Origin of the sequence: Microseira wollei NIES-4236 (genome assembly GCF_020521235.1) — a bacterium.
Classification (GTDB): domain Bacteria; phylum Cyanobacteriota; class Cyanobacteriia; order Cyanobacteriales; family Aerosakkonemataceae; genus Microseira; species Microseira wollei.
On sequence record NZ_BLAY01000006.1, the window covers coordinates 35954 to 55947 of the forward strand.

Consider the following 19994-nt stretch of genomic DNA (forward strand, 5'->3'; position numbering starts at 1 on the left):
GGCAACTAAACACTTTCTAAACGCTCTAAACGCTTTTGTTACTTAAGAGGTATATCACGTTATATAAAAGCTTGCTAAACTGCGATTTATACCTGTAATCTTCCCAAAAATGCGTCAATATTAGTTTGTATGAACAAAACCAAACTACGGCTGTAAGATACAGATTTATTGAACCGCTCCAGGCGCAGAGAACGCAGAGGTAAGAGTGAAGAAGATTTTTTAGGAAAGATCGCTTAGAAATAGATGAGTTTTGGAGTTGTTGTAATCTATGTTAGAAGGATGGATTCAAATAGCAATAACTTTGCTGATTGTTGTGGCAATAACGCCTGTGTTTGGCGGGTATATGGCGCGGGTGTATTTAGGTGAAAAAACCTTGATTGACCCGATTGCCAATTTTTTAGAACGGGCAATATTTAGATTAAGCGGGATTGCTAGAAAAGAAGATATGACGGGTTGGCAGTACGCCAGAGCCGTTATTTACAGCAATTTAGTCATGGCAGGGTTTATTTTCCTGATTTTTAGCTTGCAGGGAGTACTGCCATTTAACCCAACAAGGTTAAGTTCCCCGACTTGGGATACAAATTTACATGCGGCGATTTCGTTCGTTACTAATACGAATCAGCAGCATTATTCTGGGGAAACTACCTACAGTTATTTGAGCCAGTTTGCTGCATTAGGATTCATGATGTTTACATCAGCGGCAACGGGATTGGCGGTGGGAATCGCATTTATTCGCGGATTGACGGGTAGACCGTTGGGGAACTTTTATGTGGATTTAATCAAATCGATTACGCGAATTTTACTGCCGATTAGTATAGTTGGCGCGATTGTTTTAATCGCCTTGGGAGTGCCGGAAACATTAGCGGGGCCGGTGGTAGTGCCGACATTGGAAAATGGGGGGGTACAGCAGGCGATCGCGCGCGGTCCCGTTGCCCATTTTGAAATCATCAAAGAATTAGGAGAAAACGGCGGCGGCTTTTTCGCGATTAACTCCGCCCACCCCTTTGAAAACCCCAACGCCGCGACCAATTTAATCGAAATTGTCAGCATGATTGCGATTCCCTCATCGTTGATTTACACCTTCGGCATCATAGCCAACAACCGCAAACAAGCCTGGTTAATTTACGGCATGGTGATGGCAATTTTTATCCTATTTATTATCATCGCCGCCACAGGCGAATACCAAGGAAACCCAGCCATCAACACCCTACTAGGAACGACCGCACCCAACTTAGAAGGAAAAGAAGTCAGATTTGGCTGGGCAGAATCCGCCTTATATGCCGTAACTACCACAGGCACAATGACCGGCGCAGTTAACAGTATGCACGATTCCTTCATGCCCCCAGGCGGCTTCGTCACCCTCGCCAACATGTTCTTACAAATAGTTTGGGGCGGACAAGGAACCGGAACCGCTTATCTTTTTGCCTACCTAATATTGGCAGTCTTCATCACCGGATTAATGGTAGGTAGAACCCCAGAATTCTTAGGACGAAAAATCGAAAAAAGAGAAGTAGTCCTCGCCAGCTTCTTAATCCTGCTAGTTCATCCCATCGCCATATTAATTCCTGGAGCGATCGCCATGACCTTCCCCACCGATTTCAACGGCATCACCAACCCCGGGTATCACGGACTCGCCCAAGTCATTTACGAATACGCCTCTGCCGCAGCCAACAACGGTTCGGGCTTTGAAGGACTAGCAGACAGCCAACCCGCACCAGGTGCCTTGTGGTGGAACCTCAGTACCAGCTTCAGCCTACTAGCCGGACGCTACATCCCCGTCACTTCTCTGTTATTACTAGCAGATAGCATGTCCCGCAAACAACCAGTCCCCATGACAGTCGGCACATTGCGAACCGACACCAAACTCTTCATCGGCGTCACCGCAGGCATCATATTAATCCTCGGTGCCCTCACCTTCTTCCCCATCCTCGCACTAGGACCAATAGCCGAAGCCTTCCAAATTGCTAATGGCTAATGGCTAATGGTTAATGGCTAATGGCTAATGGTTAATGGTTAATGGCTAATGGCTAATGGTTAATGGCTAATGGCTAATGGCTAATGGCTAATGGCTAATGGCTAATGGCTAATGGCTAATGGCTAATGGCTAATGGCTAATGGTTAATGGCTAATGGCTAATGGCTAATGGCTAATGTCAGGGAAAATGCTATATTACGAGCTTCTAGCAATCAGCAATCAGCAATTAGCAATTAGCAATTAGCAATTAGCAATTAGCAATCAGCAATCAGCAATCAGCAATTAGCAATTAGCCATTAGCAATCAGCAATCAGCAATCAGCAATTAGCAATTAGCAATTAGCAATTAGCAATTAGCAATTAGCTAATGACCGATGGAATTAAGGTAGGCGTTGAGTTTAGGGGATAGTTCATCAACGATTAGGGTAATCCGCTTGCTCTGTTCTTGGGTTAATAGATTTCTTCTGTAGGCACGTCTTAACCAGTTGATGGTTTCGTATAAAGAACCCCTTGCTATTTTGATGAAACGACGATTGTCTTGGAAGTTATATCGACCTTCTCCTTCTGCAATATTGGCACAGACACTATCGGCAGCCCTAACAATTTGCTTCCCAATAGTCTCTTTGGTGAAATAGTCCCATTCCTTAACAACGTGCCAAATCTCATCAGCTAGTTTTTCAGACAGTTTGTAAACGTCCAGTTTCTCAAAGCTAGGTTTTCCCATAAGTCTCCCACTTCTTCCTATCACCTAGTCTTCCCCCAGCCAGCCTCACCTTAACCATCAGCCAAGAGCAATTAGCAATGAGCAATGAGCAATTAGCAATGAGCAATTAGCAATTAGCAATTAGCAATCTATGTCCAAACCCATCAAAATACCCAGCGGTCGTCGCGACACCCGCAAACACACACCCAAAGCCAACATGGCAGGACTCTACCAAAGAGCCATCCGGGACGCCTTCCGCAAACTCGACCCCCGCATCGCCGTCAGAAACCCAGTCATGTTCATCGTCTGGGTAGGAACAATCATCACCGCCTTAGTCACCATCGACCCCAACTTATTCGGCACCGTACAAGGCGAAAACCAACGACTCCTCAACGGACTAATCACCCTCATCCTCTTCTTTACCGTCCTATTCGCCAACTTTGCCGAAGCCGTCGCCGAAGGACGAGGGAAAGCGCAAGCTGACACCCTGCGGTCAACTCGTTCCGATACCCTCGCGCGTAAAATGCTCCCCGATGGCTCAATTCAACAAGTCAGTTCCACCACCCTGCGTCGCGGCGATCAAGTCAAAGTCATCGCAGGCGATATGATTCCCGCCGATGGGGAAGTAATTTCCGGAGTCGCCTCCGTCGATGAATCTGCCATTACCGGGGAATCTGCCCCCGTTTTGAAGCAACCCGGAACCGATATCGCCAGTTCCGTCACCGGGGGTACTCGGATTGTATCCGACGAGTTGGTAATTAAAATTACCGCCGATCCAGGTCAAGGCTTCATTGACCGCATGATATCCCTCGTAGAAGGGGCAGCGCGCAGCAAAACTCCCAACGAAATCGCCCTCACCGTCTTGCTGGCAGTTTTGACCCAAGTCTTTTTAATCGTCGTCGCCACTACGCCGCCCCTAGCAAATTACGTCAATACACCAACAACGATCGCTATCCTCATATCCCTCCTCGTCGCCCTCATTCCCACCACCATCGGCGGTTTGCTCAGCGCCATCGGCATCGCCGGGATGGACAGAGTGGCGCAATTCAACGTCATTGCCACCTCCGGGCGCGCGGTGGAAGCTTGCGGCGATATCAATACCCTGGTTTTGGATAAAACCGGCACGATTACTTTGGGCAATCGCTTAGCAGATGAATTCATTCCTGTCAAGGGTCATACGGTAGAAGAAGTCGCGAAAGTAGCCTTAGCTGCCAGCGTGTTTGACGAAACGCCGGAAGGACGGTCTATCGTGGCATTAGCCGAGCGGCTGCGCGCCAGCGTCGATTTTGACCGCAACCGCGCCGAAGGGGTGGAATTTTCGGCTAAAACCCGCATGAGCGGCACAAATTTACCCGATGGTAGGGAAGTGCGGAAAGGCGCGGTGGATGCGATTAAGGGCTTTGTGCGTTCCCGCAGCGGTCAAGTCCCCAAGGACCTCGATGCCGCCTACGAACGAGTTTCTAAGTTAGGAGGCACACCTTTAGCCGTTTGTCAAGATAGGGAAATCTACGGCGTCATTTACCTAAAAGATATCGTCAAACCCGGTTTGCGCGAGCGGTTCGACCAACTGCGCCGCATGGGGGTCAAAACCATTATGCTGACGGGAGACAACCGCATCACCGCTTCGGTGATAGCCAAAGAAGCAGGGGTGGACGACTTCATCGCCGAAGCGACGCCGGAAGACAAAATAGAAGTCATTCGTAGCGAACAATCTCAGGGGAAGCTAGTCGCCATGACGGGGGACGGGACAAACGACGCCCCAGCGCTAGCGCAAGCGAATGTGGGACTGGCGATGAACTCGGGGACGCAAGCAGCGAAAGAAGCGGCGAATATGGTGGACTTGGATTCCGACCCGACTAAATTAATCGATTTGGTGACAATTGGCAAGCAATTGTTAATTACGCGGGGTGCTTTAACTACTTTTTCCATCGCCAACGATATCGCCAAATATTTCGCGATTATCCCAACAATTTTCTCCGCTGCTGGGATTGGTGCGCTGAATATTATGGGATTAAAAAGTCCGCAATCTGCGATTCTTTCGGCTTTGATTTACAACGCTTTGATTATTCCGGCGCTGATTCCCTTAGCACTGACAGGGGTGAAATTCCGTCCCCTGACTGCGGATCAATTGCTGCGAAGAAACATTTTACTCTATGGCGTCGGCGGTGTAATCGTTCCGTTTATTGCCATCAAATTGATTGATGTTGTCATTCCTTGGTAATGCCCTACTACCCAATTAGCAATTAGCAATTAGCAATTAGCAATTATGAGCCAAATTCACATGCAATCGCATCTCACATCAAATCCGCTTTTATCAACCCTAAAATCCCTCACCCTGAAGGGTGGGGCTACACAAACAAAGACCGCCTGCGCGGTCTTTAAGAATAAAGAAGGTAATCAATCCGGATTTGGGATTGTACCTGAAACAATTTCTGACATTTGGGGCGAATGGCGGCGTCAAAAGCTACCCTTGTATTTATTCCTGTTACTGTGTTTTAACCTCGTCGTTGCACCTGCGGTTTTTGCAGCGGGAGGGGAGACACTTTCGCGCACCCAGTCATATGCGCTGGGACTTTTGGGAATTGTGACAGTGGCGCTTTCGATTTATTTATTCGTCGTCATGTTTCAACCAGAGCGATTTTAAACTGCTAATGGCTAATGGCTAATGGCTAATGGCTAATGGCTAATAGCTAATAGCTAAGAATAAAGTTATTATCTCTCCTGACCAATCAGCAATTAGCAATTAGCAATTAACAAGCAATTAGCAATTAGCAATTAGCAATTAGCAATTACCAATTACCAATCAACTATGATTTTTATTCGCGAGTTAGTCAAAGCAATTCGAGTTACCCTGGTTCTATGGGTATTGGTGGCGATTATTTATCCCTTGACAATGGTCGCGATTGGACAGTTAATTTTTCCCTACCAAGCCAATGGAAGTTTGATTAAAAACGCCCAGGGACAAGTTGTAGGTTCGGCTTTAATCGGTCAACCTTTTACCTCCGATCGCTATTTTAACAGCCGTCCCAGCACGACCAACTACAGTACAGCAAATCCGAAAAATGATGCAGCGGGAGTGCTGAGAACGGGGGTTTCGGGTACGAGTAATTTAGCACCGAGTAACCCAGCATTGTTAGAGAGAATTAAAGGTCAAGATTTAACCAGATTGCAAAAAGCAGGGATTCAACCGACGGCAGATTTAGTTTATACATCTGGATCTAGCCTCGATCCTCATATTACAAAAGAAGCAGCGATCGCGCAGATAACCAGAGTGGCGCAAGCAAGAGGTTTAGAACCAAATCAACTGGAAAGATTAATCAGGCAAAATACCGATGGCAGATTTTTGGGTATTTTTGGCGAACCTGGAGTGAACGTTCTGAAATTAAATTTGGCTTTGGATGCGTTAAATCCTACAAACTAGAAAATTAGTTAATGGTAGGAACTGGAATAGACTGTTTTATTTGCTGAGTCGATCCAGTTCCTCGCGTAAGACTCGCCGCAGAGTTTCTTCCAATGGTTCGCGACGCTGTTGCATATATTGGCGCAGAGCATCATTAATTAATGTTTGATAATTACCACCCCCTGCTAGGTGTATTTGTTCGCGAAACCATGCCAACACATCATCATCGAGTCGGATGGTGATGCGAGTTTTCCCCGGTGGATTTGGTTCGATTGCTCCCCGTTTACCTTGACTAAAATCATATTCTGCTTCCATTGACTATCCCTCTTCATACTGATTTCGCTCACGACGTGTAGCTTGGCGAGCAGAAATTAATCGAATCTCATTACCACGCCATGTGTAGACAACAACCAGAACGCGATCAAAAGCATCCATCCCGATCGTGACAAACCGCTCCTCATCAAAACGTTCATCTGGGATAGTAATTGCCAAATCATCTGAAAAAACAGACACCGCATCTGCAAAATCAATGCCATGTTTGCGAAGATTTGACGCTGCCTTGTCGCTATCCTACTGATACGCCATGTATTTATTGTATGTACATTTGTACATTGTACCTCTCCAACAAAGAATCTCCCCACAGGCGAGACGCCTACCCCACAAGAATTATTGGAGAGGTCTATTGCATATTTCTCTCATTCCATCCCAATCCCAGATTAGATACGGGACAATCCTTGTGTCAGGAAAGGGGGATTAATGACAAATACTAACTTTGAACCACAGATATTACGCGATCGCTATCAGATTCAACGTCAGTTGGGACGCAATGCTGGAAGGCGTACCTTACTAGCTCAAGATTTACATACCCAGCAACTGGTTGTACTGAAAATTCTGATGTTTAACAGCGACTTCCGTTGGGACGATCTCAAACTGTTTGAACGAGAAGCCGAAACCCTCAAATCTCTATCTCATGCCGCAATTCCCCGCTATCAAGATTACTTTGAATTAAACTTGCCCAATTGCCGAGGGTTTGTACTCGTGCAAACTTATATTGATGCCACCTCGCTGCAAGATTGGATTAAACGGGGGCGAACATTTAGCGAATCAGAGGTGAAACAAATCGCTAAAGAGTTACTGAATGTATTGATGTACTTGCACGATCGCAATCCGCCGCTGATTCATCGCGATATCAAGCCCAGCAATATTTTATTAACAAGCGATCGCACTGCCCATCAAGTGGGAAACTTATACTTAATTGATTTTGGTTCTGTTCAAACCAATGTAAGGAAAACAGGTACGATAACGATTGTCGGAACTTATGGTTACATGCCACCCGAACAATTCAGCGGACGTGCCTTTCCAGCTTCCGATCTTTATAGTTTGGGAGCAACGTTAATTTACTTGGTGACGGGGACACATCCCGCCGATTTGTTGCAAGAAGATATGCAAATTCAGTTTGAACCTTTGACGCATCTTTCTGCCAGCTTTGTCCAATGGCTCAAGCAAATAACACATCCAAATCGCTTGCAGCGGTTTACTTCTGCTCAACTTGCTCTGCAAGCGCTGGAGCATCCTAATTTTCAACCCCAACTTGTTGAATCGACTACATCAACTCCTCTAACCCTGCAAAAACCCGATGGTAGCAAAATTGCTCTTCGCAAGGATACAGAAACTCTTGAGATATATTTACCTCGATATTTACCTGGACGTAATGAGTGGGAATCAATAGGTTGTTTATTTCTCCTTTTTTTGTTCACGTTGGCTTTCTTTTTATCGGGTCACTCGTCATTCTTGTTGATCAACTTGTGTCTCTTTTTGTGGGGGACTAGCTGGCTGTGGGAATATTTTTTTGTATGGAACGTAAACCAGTATATCCACATTGATCGAACGTCTATGAGTGCAACTCTCATCAGGTTTGGAAACGAGCGACGGGTTTTTCAGGCAAGTCGCAAAAGCCTGTACAAATTGACCTATGTGAAGCGCCTTTATCGTCGAGATTCTGAAAGTGGAATTGTAGAAGTACCGCCAGAGTTAAAGATTTGGGCAAAACAGGGTACTGAAACTAGCTCTTACACCATTGGTAAATCTCGGAGTGCGGACAGTAAAATTGCGTTTTTTGGCTATCTGACAACGCCAGAAATCGATTGGTTGGCACAAGAATTAAGTGATTGGTTAAAGTTACCAATTACAAGAGAATAGGCTGACATCTTGCACCAGTCTTTTTGTAGGTTGGGTTTCGTACCTCAACCCAACCTACGCGATCTTCGCAGACTCAGATCTTGCACCTGCCTAATCACCCGCCAGGGAATCAATTCCAAAGGCTTTCAGCGAAAGTCCTCTCAAGAGGACTAAATGCTTGCTATATATAGATTCAGTCCATTTCAATGGAATGCGCGCTACTCGCTATGGGAATTGATTCCACGGCGGGTGAATGGACTGGTGCAAGATGTGAACAGACTAATTTACGGAAGAAACTGGCGATCGCGTAGCTAGCCGCAAGGCAATATCGCTTCCGATGCAGCTAAAACTATCGCCAGCATTGCTACAAAGTTGTTACCAACGTTTGGCTTGGCTACCGATTAGGTGATGCGATTGAGCGGGATGCGCTTGGTGAACTACCACACACTGACCTACGGTACAGTATGGGCTTCCCAATTCATCGGGAATCGCCGCCAGAACTCCATAATTCCTTTGGTCTTACATTCCCTCCAAGGGCAGGAGTCCTGGTTCCCAAGACCCATAGCTTTTTCTTGCAACGGCTCGGCTGAGCGTTCGACTGAGCGCTCACGCCGAAGTCTTCGCCGAACGCCCTGTACCTATGAAGCTCTGGTTTTCGCTTACGGCAGTGAGGGTCAAGATCGTTCAATCATACCATAAGAGTTGGTTCGTTTCGTTGCATCGTAGCAATTTTTCAGCAATTTACCAATAGATATGTGGTGAAAATTAGGATTTTTATATTTTTGGTAATTCACCTTTTTTCTCGATGAATCCGCACAGGTAAATTTGCTACTTAGCGCATGGGTGAAATGGCAAAAAGGCGAAAATATGAAAATTTATATTTCTGAAATTACGCCAAGGCGAAAATCTAAATAAAAACCTCGCGCTCGCTCACAGCCCATAATAAAATATCATTCAAATTCCTCTGGATTAATCCCAATGGCTCTTAACTGCAAGAGCCAAAAGCTCAGCGCGAAGACGTTCCTGTTCAGCACGTTGACGTTCTTGTTCGGCGCGAAGACGTTCTTGTTCGGCGCGAAGACGTTCCCCGGCTGCTATTTCTTCTATACTGGGAAATCTATGATACTGTTGGTAAATTGATCGCAGCTTCTGTTCCTAATCTTCCAGTCCATTTCAATGGACTTTCGCTATTAGCCCTGCACTTGACTCCCCGGCGGGTTTGGACAAGGGGATTGATTCGCCAACAGCATCATTGATTAAGAGGTGGGTAAGCGGTTAGGAGCAAGATCTGAGTTGATAAACTTGCCCAGTTTCTCAATCAGGCGTCAAGAGCGTTCGAATCAGACGACTCTTGTGGCAACGGCATCACCAATATTTTATCAACGCGATTGCCATCCATATCCATCACTTCAAAGCGAAAGCCTCCCAATTCAAAATGGTCGCTGGCGATGGGGATGCGCCCCAGATGAGTCATGACGAAGCCACCCATTGTGTGATAGTTGCCTTTTTGCCGTCCGGGTAAATCTTCCATATTGAACAATTTAAAGAAATCATCGACGGACAACATCCCATCTAATAACCAGGAACCATCTTCCCGCTGTACTGCTTGGGGTTCTTCGGGTTGGTAGACCGAGGGAATATCGCCCACGAGTTCGATTAAGATATCGTTAAGCGTAACCAATCCCTGGATGACGCCGTATTCGTCTACCACTAGCACGATGTGAGTGCCAGATTGCTTGAACATCTCCAGCACTTTTAACCCACGGGTGCTTTCTGGCACGTATAGCGGTCGATGCAGGGAGAGGGTTAGATCTAAGGGTTCCCCGGCGAGACTGCGGGAGAGTAAATCGGTTACTTCCAGGACGCCCAAAACGCTGTCCAGTTCGCCTTGGCAGACTAACACGCGGGAATGGTCGCTGTCGATCAGTTTTTTGCGATTCACCTCGATCGAGTCATCTAGGTCAAGCCAGACAATTTCTGGTCGGGGTGTCATTAAGGCACTGACGGGGCGATCGTTGAGGTCGAATACCCGTTCTACGATGTCTTGTTCGGCGGCTTCAAACGTACCTTCCTCGGTTCCTTGCTCGATTAAAACGCGGATTTCTTCTTCGGTGACTTCGGGATCTCCAGAGGGTTTCATTCCCAACAGGCGCACCACCACATCGGTAGAAGCGCTGAGTAGATGTACTACGGGGGCGGCAATTTTAGCTAGCATCCGCATGGGGATGGCAACGGCGGCGGCGATTGGTTCTGGGTTGTTGAGTGCCAAACGCTTTGGTACCAGTTCGCCGATAATTAGCGTTAGGTAGGTGATGATCAAAACCGCGATAATTGAAGCGATCGCATTGCTATACGGTTTGATTCCCGGTATAAGCTCCAACACCACTCTCAGTCTTTTGGCGATCGTTTCTTCGCCGAAAGCACCTGAGACGATCGCCAACAGGGTGATCCCCACCTGCACGATCGCCAGAAACTGATTGGGGGAATTCGACAGATCCAAAGCAACCCGCGCCTTGGCATCCCCCCGTTCAGCCATTTGTTGCAGCCTCACCTTCCGCGACGAAACAATCGCCAGTTCTGACATCACAAACCCAGCGTTGGCGAGGATCAGTAGGAAAACAATCAGAAGATCGTTGTTTGAAGACATTACTGCAATTCGGCTGCTAGCCTTGGCGAATGTTCAAGGACGGAGAGACGCGGGGAAGCGGGGACGCGGGGACAACGGAAAGACGCGGATTGAAACCCCGTCTGAACTTGAGCGAATGAATCAGAAGATTCAAGAATGGCCTCAAACCATTGGAACTGACGTTCCGGACGGGGGTCTGGAGACACTTGTTTCGCTGGGCGTCTCCGTGTCTCCCCGTCCCCGCGTCTTCTTCGCTGACGCGAAAATAGTACAAGGATAGGGGTATCTGGTATTGAAATTAGCATCTTGTCCGATCGATAAATCTGCCTGGAGAGCGGTTCGAGTCTGATTCGCCCTCTAAAATTATTAAAGTAGGAGCGCAGTCTCGCGCTGTTTTGTCAAAATATAGAGCGGGTCTAGCCACGATACCTACCTAACTTATGGCAGAAAAACCCGCACAGAAGCAATTTCTCCAACACATGGTTTTCTCTTCTATTATTCGCAGCCTAAAGCGATCGCCGCTCACATCAGAACTCCTCTCTAAACTCAATCGCACCAAACACTTGCGGCTATCTGGCGTTGGACGCTTGCCTAAAGGATTGGTTGCTTCTACTTTGGCACAAACTGAGGAGCGAAATCTGTTCGTCGTCACCCCAACTCTGGAAGAAGCCGGACGCTGGGGGGCTCAGTTAGAGGCGATGGGTTGGGATACGGTACATTTTTACCCCACTTCGGAAGCTTCGCCCTACGAGCCTTTTGACCCGGAATCAGAAATGACTTGGGGTCAGATGCAGGTGTTAGCCGATTTGGTTATGGGTAATCGGTCATCGGTAATTGGTAATGGATTACCCAAAATCGCCATCGTGGCGACGGAGCGCAGTCTTCAACCCCATCTCCCACCAAAAGATGCTTTTGAACCCTATTGTGTGGCTCTGCACCGGGGTCAAAGTTGGAATTTGGACGTTTTTAGCACGCGCTTGGCTCAAATGGGTTACGAGCGAGTACCGTTGGTGGAAACTGAAGGTCAATGGAGTCGGCGGGGGGATATTGTTGATGTTTTTCCGGTGTCGGCGGAAGTGCCGGTAAGGTTGGAGTGGTTTGGGGATGAGTTGGAGCAAATTCGGGAGTTTGACCCCGCGACGCAGCGATCGCTCGATCAAATTGACCGTTTGGTTCTGACTCCGACTGATTTTGCTCCTATTATCCGAGAGGGGTTGAAGGAAATGAACCGCGTTAGCGAAGCGATTCGCGCTAGCGAATTAGGCGCGAAGGGCGCGAAGGAAGAGGAGGAAGAGAAGGAGGGTGTTCGGCGGTTACTTGGGTTGGCTTTTGAGGAACCGGCGTCTTTGTTGGATTATTTGCCGGATAATACTTTGGTCGCGATTGATGAATTGGAGCAATGTCGCGCCCATTGTTCGGTTTGGGTTGAACATGCCCAGGAAAAGTGGGAAGAGTTAAATCTGCAATCTGAAATCTCCAATCTGAAATTCCCCAAGATTCATCGATCTTTTGATGGATCTTTGGCTGCGGTGGAAGGGTTTAATTGGGTTGAGTTGTCGGAGTTGGCTGAGGAGAATAATGGGTTAAATTTGGCTAGTCGTCCGGTTCCGGCGACGCCGCATCAGTTTGCGAAGATGGCGGAGGTGTTGCGAGGGGAGCGCGATCGCAATTTTTCTATTTGGATTGTATCGGCGCAGCCTTCGCGGTCGGTGTCGCTGTTGCAAGAACATGATTGTCCGGCTCAGTTTGTGCCAAATCCTAATGATTTTCCGGCGATTGATAAGTTGCAGGTTCAGCACGTACCAATTGCGCTGAAGTATTCGGGGATGGCGGAATTGGAAGGGTTTATTCTGCCTACTTTTCGGTTTGTGGTAGTGACTGACCGAGAGTTTTTTGGTCAGCATTCTTTGGCTACGCCTAGTTATGTCCGCAAGCGCAGGCGTGCAGCATCGAAGCAGGTCGATCCTAATAAGTTGCGTCCGGGTGATTTTGTGGTTCATAGAAACCACGGGATTGGTAAGTTTTTGAAGTTGGATAGGTTGGAAAATCGCGAATATTTGGTGATTCAATATTCGGATGGTTTGTTGCGGGTGGCGGCGGATCAGGTGGGTTCTCTTTCTCGTTTTCGCAGTACGGCTGATAAACCTCCGGAACTGAATTCGATGTCTGGGAAGGCATGGGAAAAAACTAAGAATAAAGTCCGCAAGGCGATTAAGAAGTTGGCGGTGGATTTGCTGCAACTTTATGCTCAAAGAGCTAAGCAGGAAGGGTTTGCTTTTCCAGGGGATAGTCCTTGGCAAGTTGAGTTGGAAGAGTCTTTTCCCTATCAAGCTACGCCGGATCAGTTAAAGGCTACCCAAGATGTGAAGCGGGATATGGAGTCGCTTCGTCCGATGGATCGGTTGGTTTGCGGGGATGTGGGTTTTGGTAAAACTGAGGTGGCGATTCGGGCGATTTTTAAGGCGGTTACTGCTGGGAAACAAGTCGCTTTTCTCGCACCGACGACGATTTTGACTCAGCAGCATTACCACACGCTTAAGGAACGGTTTGCGCCTTATCCTATTAATGTTGGTTTGTTGAATCGTTTCCGCACTGCGGAAGAACGTAAGGATATTCAACGTCGTCTTGCAACTGGGGAATTAGATGTAGTTGTCGGGACGCAAGCGTTGTTAGGCAAAGGGATTGTCTACCGCGATTTGGGAATGTTGGTTGTAGATGAAGAACAGCGGTTTGGAGTGAATCAAAAGGAGAAAATTAAAAGTCTGAAAACGCAAGTTGATGTGCTTACTTTGACGGCAACTCCTATTCCCCGCACGCTTTATATGTCGCTTTCGGGCATACGAGAAATGAGTTTGATTACGACTCCGCCTCCTTCTCGGCGTCCGATTAAAACTCATTTAAGTCCTTACGATCCGGAGGCGGTTCGCACGGCAATTCGTCAAGAATTAGACCGGGGTGGACAAATTTTCTACGTGGTTCCCCGCATTGAGGGAATTGAAGAAACATCTGCTAAACTGCGGGAGATGATACCGGGATCCCGGTTAGCGATCGCTCACGGTCAAATGGATGAGGCAGAATTGGAAGCGACGATGTTGGCTTTCAATGCTGGGGAGGCGGATATTCTGGTTTGTACGACAATCATCGAATCGGGTTTGGATATTCCTCGCGTTAATACTATCCTGATTGAAGATGCCCAACGTTTTGGTTTGGCGCAGTTATATCAGTTGCGGGGAAGGGTTGGACGTGCGGGTATTCAAGCTCACGCCTGGTTGTTTTATCCTAAACAAAGTCAGCTGAGCGAAGCGGCGCGGGCGAGGTTAAGAGCTATCCAAGAGTTTACTCAATTGGGTTCTGGCTATCAACTGGCAACGCGGGATATGGAAATTCGCGGCGTCGGAAACCTTCTAGGTGCGGAACAATCGGGACAAATGGATGCGATTGGGTTTGACCTTTATACTGAAATGCTGCAAGAAGCGATTCAGGAAATACGAGGTCAAGAAATACCCAAGGTTGACGATACTCAGATTGATTTGAAGCTGACGGCGTTTATCCCTGCGGATTATATCGCCGATATGGATCAGAAGATGAGCGCTTATCGCGCGGTTGCGGCTGCTAATTCTAGTGAAGAATTAAAGCAGATTGCGGCAGAGTTACGCGATCGCTATGGCGATATCCCCAAAGCGGCAACTCAACTCCTGCGCGTGGTAGAACTAAAGCAGATTGCTAAAAAACTCGGCTTTTCCCGCATTAAACCTGAAAACAAGCAGCACGTTGTCCTAGAAACGCCTATGGAACAACCCGCTTGGAATTTGCTGGCTCTTAATTTACCCGATCACTTGCGATCGCGTTTCGTCTATACTCCCGGTAAAGTCACGGTTCGCGGTTTGGGCGTCCTCGCCGCCGACCAGCAGTTAGAAAACTTAATCGATTGGTTGGCTAAAATGCAAGGGGCGATTCCAGAAGTTGCGATAGCTGCTATCTGATAATTGCTAATTGCTAATTGCTAATTGCTAATTGCTAATTGTGAGAAGAGCGTAATATAATTTTTCCTGATTGAGCCATTAGCCATTAGCCATTAGCGATTAACCATTACCCATTACCCATTACCCATTCCCCATGAATACCGAACAAAAGACAACTACCACTTTATCCACCAGCGCAGACGACCGCCTGCGCTTCCTGCAACAAATACCAATTTTTCAAGAAATAGAAAATCGCAATTTTCTACCCCAACTCGCCGCCCATTTAGAAGAAGAGATATTTCCAGCCAATCACACTATCTTTAACAAAGGCGAGTCTGGCAATTTACTTTATATACTGCTTTATGGGCGCGTTCAAGTTCACATCGACACTTTTCCTCTAGTCCAGTTAGAAAAGGGCGCTTATTTCGGCGAAATGGCTTTGTTTGATTCCAACGTTCGCTCCGCTTCGGTCACGACTTTGTCAGAGTGTAAGTGCCTCACCTTAACTCGACAACAAATCCATCAAGCGATTAAAGAAAATCCCGCGATCGCTATCAACATGATTCGCGTCCTCGTCTCGCGGGTTCGCAAGCTAAATCGTCTTTTTGGTGCTTCTGAAGATTTGTTCTACTTTATGTTAAAGGAGAAGCTATCATGAAAAAAATATTTTAATTATACCAAATGCAGTCAGGGAATTCAAGAGTTGATTAAACCAATAAAAGGACAAATTTTGAATCGCTTATGATGCTCAGTCAAGAAAATATCCAACTGCTTCAAAATGTACCGATTTTCAGAGACATCGACCGCGAAACGGCTCTAACTCGACTGGCGCTGAATTTAGAAGAAGTCCAGTTTCCTGCGGGTCATACTATTTTTAAACAGGGTAAATTAGGGCCAGCGCTGTATATTTTAGTTTCAGGTGCTGTAGAAGTTCACCTGGGAGGCTTGCGGTTGGCTAAATTAGGACCTGGTAAGTATTTCGGCGAGATGTCTTTATTTGACTCGGAACCACATTCGGCTTCGGTCACAACTTTAGAACCTTGCAAATGTTTAGTATTAACTCAGGCGCAAATCTATAAAGCGATTCGCGAAAATCCAGAAATTGGTGTCAATATTATTCGCATTCTTTCCAAGCGCGTTCGCCTATTAAGTCTGCATGTCAGCGCTTGGTTGCGCGGTTTATTAACCATTGCTTGGGCAGATGGTGAATACAATGCGGAAGAGAAAAGTTTAATTGAAGGATTGGTGCGGGATGACCTTTGTCCTGATATAAATATCGGTTCGCTAAAACCCATTTCCGGGGTAGAATTAGCCGATGCTTTCGGTCCCAATACCGCTACGGCAGAAAACTTCTTGAGAACGGCGGTAATTGTTGCTCTCGCCAACGGAACTTATTCCGAATCTGAAGATAAAGTATTGCGAGAATTCTGCACCGCTTTAGGTCAAAAAACAGAAATCCTAGAAATGCTGCGGTTAATGCTTGCCTTCGATGAAGGGACAAAGCAAAAAGAGCAGGCATTTTCCCTCAAAAAACCGGCTTTATCGGCACAAGTCGATGTATTGCAGCCGATGCGTAAGTGGTTAGATGAAATGGAAATCGATACCCCTTACATGGCTCGATTCTTGTGCAAAATGATTCCATCTCAGTGTCCGTTTGAACGAGATATTGTGTTATTTGGCAAAAAAATTGTCCACATTCCCCCCATGTGTAAAATCAATCCTTTGTACGAGCAATTAGTTGGTTTGCGCTTCCGCGCCCTTTCTTATCTGGCGGATGAGTGTAAAGAGGATGTGACGCCTTACTTGTGATCGACGACGACGCTTATTCCCGGTTTCTTAGTAGATGTTGATTTGGGTAAGTTTTAATAACTTGAGAGTTCAATTTAGCTAGGAGAAAATAGTCAATGGAAACGAAACAAACAACGGCAATTAAAGTCGAACGTCAACCGAGTCAAGCACGTCTTAATCAACTAGGCGTCTCCAAATGGCCTATCTGGACTAAAGAAGTTTCGGAATTTCCCTGGACTTATGATGATGAAGAAACTTGCTATTTCTTAGAAGGAGATGTCATCGTAACCCCAGTGGGCGGAGAACCCGTACAAATGGGTAAAGGTGACTTGGTAACCTTCCCCGCGCGCATGTCCTGCACTTGGAAGATAAATCTGGACGTTAGAAAGCATTATCGGTTTGGCTAATTGCTAATTGCTAATTGCTAATTGTTAGAGAAAACAAATCAACAATTAGCGATTAGCGATCGCGGTCCAAAAATTTGCCTTTCTGCCGTATTTGCTGTAGCAGGTACTACTGGATCGGCGCGGAAAATACCGCTAGTCCCATCAGCCAAGCGGGCATAAAATGCAATCTGTCCAGCATTGTTGAATCCCCCTGGAGAAAAAACCAGGCTGGTAACCTTGGAACCGAATAAGTAATCTCCAACTGCAATAACTTTCTTAGCAGTTGAACCCGTTGCAATAAAGATGCCTTCATCGGTGCCATTCAGGTTAGCCTGAAAAGCGATCGCACCTGTGTCATTCAGCGAGGGGGAGGCGAATTGGCTAAAGCAACCGCTGGTATGGGCAATGTTGGTAATTTTGCCACCATTTCGTTTGAAGATGCCATAGCCTCCTTGGGTTGGATAAGCCAAAAACGTGACGCTTCCAAGGTTGTTGATGCAGGGATGGGTGAACCAGCTAAACGAGTTGCTGGTATCTGCAATTTTTAAGATCCGCTCTCCATTTCCTTTGAAGATACCATAGCCGCCTTGTTCCCTGGCGGCGCGAAATGCTACATTTCCTTGGTCGTTAATTGAGGGGGAAGCTAAAGCGCTAAAATAATCTTTCGTATCGGCAATCTTGGTCAGATCGGAACCATTCCCGGTAAAAATAGCTTCGCCTCCATCTTCCAAGGCAGCCCAAAATGCGACATTTGAGGCATTGTTAATCGAGGGAGTACCCGAGAACCAGCAAAAGCGGCTTTTGGTATCGGCAATCTGGGTCAGATCGCGACTATCTCCCGTAAAAATACCTTTGCCACCTGTTTTCAAGCTAGCCAGAAAAGCTACAACTCCAGCATCGTTAATCGAGGGGGAGGTAAACCCCTTAAAAAAATTCCCCGTATCGGCAATTTTAGCGATCGCCCGACCATCGCCGGTAAATATAGCGTCGCGTCCCCCTTTTAGCAGAGCAGCTGCTTGAAAAGCTACAACGCCTCTGTTGTTAATAGAAGCGATATAACTAAACTGAATAAAAAAGCCGTTGGTTTCAGCAATTTTTGTAAAGGTATATGCTTTAAATTTCCTGCTGCTTGTCAAGGGATTTAAAGTACTTTTTCCTCTTGTTTGACTGTTTAAATCTAGTTTCATGTGCTTCTACAAGATTGTGTTTGGTGGGTTGGTTGTCGGAACCTTTCAAAAGCCTTCCCTAGTTCAGCAAGGCATGATATCAGTTCCAGATAGAAGCACCTATAATAATTTTGGAGTGTTTACAGTAGAAACACTCTTCTGTTTTACTCAGTGCCAAAAGAATCTCAACGGCAACCGAGTAAAGTCTGACAAAAACCCCGATAAGTTAGTTGAAATTTTAACGCTAGACAAACGTCACCTCACCTCAAGCAATTGGCAAGCAGGGTGTTGTGACGCAGTCAGCTATAAAAATAGGTAGATAGTGTCAAACAAGCGTGAGATTACCATGCTGCGATTTTGCGATGGTTTGAAGCTTGCCGTTACCGTTACGCAAAATTACACTTTATGGGCAGCTTCTATGGTTTGGTAGATGGACGCTAACCCTGCTGATAGAAGTTCTGCGTAAGTGCTGCGAAAGGTGTTGTTACTAATAATCTAAGTTTACTCTCATCGCCGTAAAAATTTAACAGTACTAATATTTAATTGATTATTTAAGATTGCGTAAAGTTTCAGTATATTTTCAGTAATTCAATCGTGCCTACGGAGGCGAGCGCAACAGTAGCACCGATTCCCTAAAAATACAACCGAGTAATTACCACTAAAGCGAGACAAAGCCAGCATTTTTCTTGCGTGTAGGGCAAAAGCTTTAAGGCTATATTTTATATCATGTCCGGTGGTATCAGTTGTGTATAGTTGATTGTGCGAAAAAGCGTTTTTTCTCCCCCAGCTCCCCCATCCCCTTTGCTCCCCCAGCTCTCCAAACGCAACCGATGCAACCGGACACGATATTACTCGATTCTTCTGGTTGAGTCAGCCTGGAATCTGTAGCTGGCGCTCTCTACTGCCACAGAAGCTAACAATCCTGAAAGCTTGATGAAAGAGAATCGGTGTCCATTTCACCCAGCTTTCAGGATTGTAAAAGTGCAATTTTTAGTTATTTAGCAATTGCGAATCTACCTGATTCGACTGGGATTTTACTCTGCCGTTGCCAATCCAGCTTCGGTATCGGGTTCTTCGGTGCTACCCTGGCTGCGTTTGCGAGTCAGGGTGTTGTAAAGTAGCAAACCAATCGCCTTGATCAGATTGCCTTCGAGTTCTTTGAACATCTTCATGTTCATGCCAAACGCAGCATTGGCTTCATCGACTATGCGATTTGCCTTCGTTTCATCAATGGGTAGGTCGTTGAGCGCTTGGCGATATTTATTCTTAAACGCCTTTTCGTCAGGAATATCTTGGAATTCGTAGAACGCGATGCCTTGCCCATTCAGGTTCATCCCCCGTTGAGCAATGCCTTTGAGGATTTGACCGCCGGATAGGTCACCCAGGTAACGCGTGTAGGATTGGGCAATCAACAGTTCCGGTTCGCTTTGGGATACTTCCTGAATTCGCTGTACGTAAGCTTCAGCAGCTGGGGAGGGGGCCACTTGTTCCCGCCAGTTTGACCCGTAGTAGTAGCTCAGATCTTGCTCTAAGCTCTTTTTCCGGTTCAGTTCTTTGAAGTAAATATGGGACAGAATCGGATGGTTTTTGTGCCGTTCCATCTCTTCTTCAATCGCGGAATAGACGAAGTAGAGGTTGGCTACCAGTTTCCGGTATGAGTTTTTTTCGACAACGCCTCGTAAAAAGCACTTGACAAAACCGACGTTTTCTGCCGCTGTATGGGCTTTTTTGGTGCCTTCGCGTAATTTGGTCGCTAAATTAGTGCTCATGCTAAATTACAGTCCCTAAAGTTTAGTGAGGATTCTGTTTATG

General features: G+C 46.5%; 15 protein-coding genes and 2 pseudogenes. 11 read left to right on the forward strand and 6 right to left on the reverse strand.

Features of this window, described 5'->3' with window-relative positions; all coding sequences use genetic code 11:
• The first annotated feature begins 268 nt into the window (after nt 1–268).
• Nucleotides 269–1975, forward strand: coding sequence for a potassium-transporting ATPase subunit KdpA (kdpA, locus tag MiSe_RS03400; protein WP_226574808.1), 1707 nt, complete (start codon nt 269–271; stop codon nt 1973–1975).
• A 362-nt stretch (nt 1976–2337) separates the two neighbouring features.
• Here kdpA and MiSe_RS03405 read toward each other — a convergent pair whose 3' ends face one another.
• Nucleotides 2338–2697 (reverse strand): four helix bundle protein, encoded by a 360-nt coding sequence (locus MiSe_RS03405; protein WP_226574810.1) that lies wholly within the window; start codon nt 2695–2697, stop codon nt 2338–2340.
• Between the two features lie 196 nt (nt 2698–2893).
• Between MiSe_RS03405 and kdpB the strand changes: the two genes are divergently transcribed.
• From kdpB to kdpC, 3 genes are all read left to right on the forward strand, one after another.
• Nucleotides 2894–4897 (forward strand): potassium-transporting ATPase subunit KdpB, encoded by a 2004-nt coding sequence (gene kdpB / locus MiSe_RS03410; RefSeq protein WP_226574921.1) that lies wholly within the window; start codon nt 2894–2896, stop codon nt 4895–4897.
• Nucleotides 4898–5089: 192 nt separating this feature from the next.
• Nucleotides 5090–5320 carry a K(+)-transporting ATPase subunit F gene (gene kdpF, locus MiSe_RS53620; RefSeq protein WP_444980454.1) on the forward strand — a complete coding sequence of 77 codons (231 nt, stop codon included), beginning with the start codon at nt 5090–5092 and terminating at the stop codon, nt 5318–5320.
• Between the two features lie 165 nt (nt 5321–5485).
• Nucleotides 5486–6097 carry a K(+)-transporting ATPase subunit C gene (gene kdpC / locus MiSe_RS03420; RefSeq protein ID WP_226574815.1) on the forward strand — a complete coding sequence of 204 codons (612 nt, stop codon included), beginning with the start codon at nt 5486–5488 and terminating at the stop codon, nt 6095–6097.
• A 36-nt stretch (nt 6098–6133) separates the two neighbouring features.
• Here the strand turns inward: kdpC and MiSe_RS03425 are convergent, their stop codons facing one another.
• Together MiSe_RS03425 and MiSe_RS03430 are read right to left on the reverse strand one after the other, a co-directional pair.
• Nucleotides 6134–6391: a BrnA antitoxin family protein gene (locus MiSe_RS03425; protein ID WP_226574824.1), complete on the reverse strand. Its 258-nt coding sequence runs from the start codon at nt 6389–6391 to the stop codon at nt 6134–6136.
• Between the two features lie 3 nt (nt 6392–6394).
• Nucleotides 6395–6661: pseudogene (locus tag MiSe_RS03430) on the reverse strand (BrnT family toxin).
• A 171-nt stretch (nt 6662–6832) separates the two neighbouring features.
• Between MiSe_RS03430 and MiSe_RS03435 the strand changes: the two are divergent.
• Nucleotides 6833–8275: a serine/threonine protein kinase gene (locus MiSe_RS03435; RefSeq protein WP_226574826.1), complete on the forward strand. Its 1443-nt coding sequence runs from the start codon at nt 6833–6835 to the stop codon at nt 8273–8275.
• 1297 nt (nt 8276–9572) lie between these two features.
• Here MiSe_RS03435 and MiSe_RS03445 read toward each other — a convergent pair.
• Nucleotides 9573–10901, reverse strand: a complete 1329-nt coding sequence (locus tag MiSe_RS03445; RefSeq protein WP_226574827.1) for a hemolysin family protein — start codon at nt 10899–10901, stop codon at nt 9573–9575.
• Here MiSe_RS03445 and MiSe_RS03450 point away from each other — a divergent pair.
• From MiSe_RS03450 to MiSe_RS03475, 6 genes and pseudogenes are all read left to right on the forward strand, one after another.
• Nucleotides 10888–11160: a hypothetical protein gene (locus MiSe_RS03450; RefSeq protein ID WP_226574829.1), complete on the forward strand. Its 273-nt coding sequence runs from the start codon at nt 10888–10890 to the stop codon at nt 11158–11160. The genes MiSe_RS03445 and MiSe_RS03450 overlap by 14 nt on opposite strands.
• A 199-nt stretch (nt 11161–11359) precedes the next feature.
• Complete coding sequence (gene mfd / locus MiSe_RS03455; protein ID WP_226574923.1) at nt 11360–14863, forward strand: transcription-repair coupling factor; 3504 nt, start codon at nt 11360–11362, stop codon at nt 14861–14863.
• A 133-nt stretch (nt 14864–14996) separates the two neighbouring features.
• Entirely contained in the window at nt 14997–15500 is a 504-nt protein-coding gene (locus MiSe_RS03460) for a cyclic nucleotide-binding domain-containing protein (RefSeq protein ID WP_226574831.1), read from the forward strand.
• 86 nt (nt 15501–15586) lie between these two features.
• Nucleotides 15587–15925 (forward strand): annotated as a pseudogene (locus MiSe_RS52540) (cyclic nucleotide-binding domain-containing protein); the annotation flags it as partial.
• A gap of 39 nt (nt 15926–15964) precedes the next feature.
• Nucleotides 15965–16651, forward strand: a complete 687-nt coding sequence (locus MiSe_RS52545) for a Mo-dependent nitrogenase C-terminal domain-containing protein (protein ID WP_226574924.1) — start codon at nt 15965–15967, stop codon at nt 16649–16651.
• A 95-nt stretch (nt 16652–16746) separates the two neighbouring features.
• Nucleotides 16747–17037 (forward strand): cupin domain-containing protein, encoded by a 291-nt coding sequence (locus MiSe_RS03475; protein ID WP_226574833.1) that lies wholly within the window; start codon nt 16747–16749, stop codon nt 17035–17037.
• Between the two features lie 38 nt (nt 17038–17075).
• Here the strand turns inward: MiSe_RS03475 and MiSe_RS03480 are convergent, their stop codons facing one another.
• Nucleotides 17076–18203: a DUF7453 family protein gene (locus MiSe_RS03480; RefSeq protein WP_226574836.1), complete on the reverse strand. Its 1128-nt coding sequence runs from the start codon at nt 18201–18203 to the stop codon at nt 17076–17078.
• Nucleotides 18204–19216: 1013 nt separating this feature from the next.
• Nucleotides 19217–19951, reverse strand: a complete 735-nt coding sequence (locus MiSe_RS03485; RefSeq protein ID WP_226574838.1) for a biliverdin-producing heme oxygenase — start codon at nt 19949–19951, stop codon at nt 19217–19219.
• Between the last annotated feature and the right edge of the window lie 43 nt (nt 19952–19994).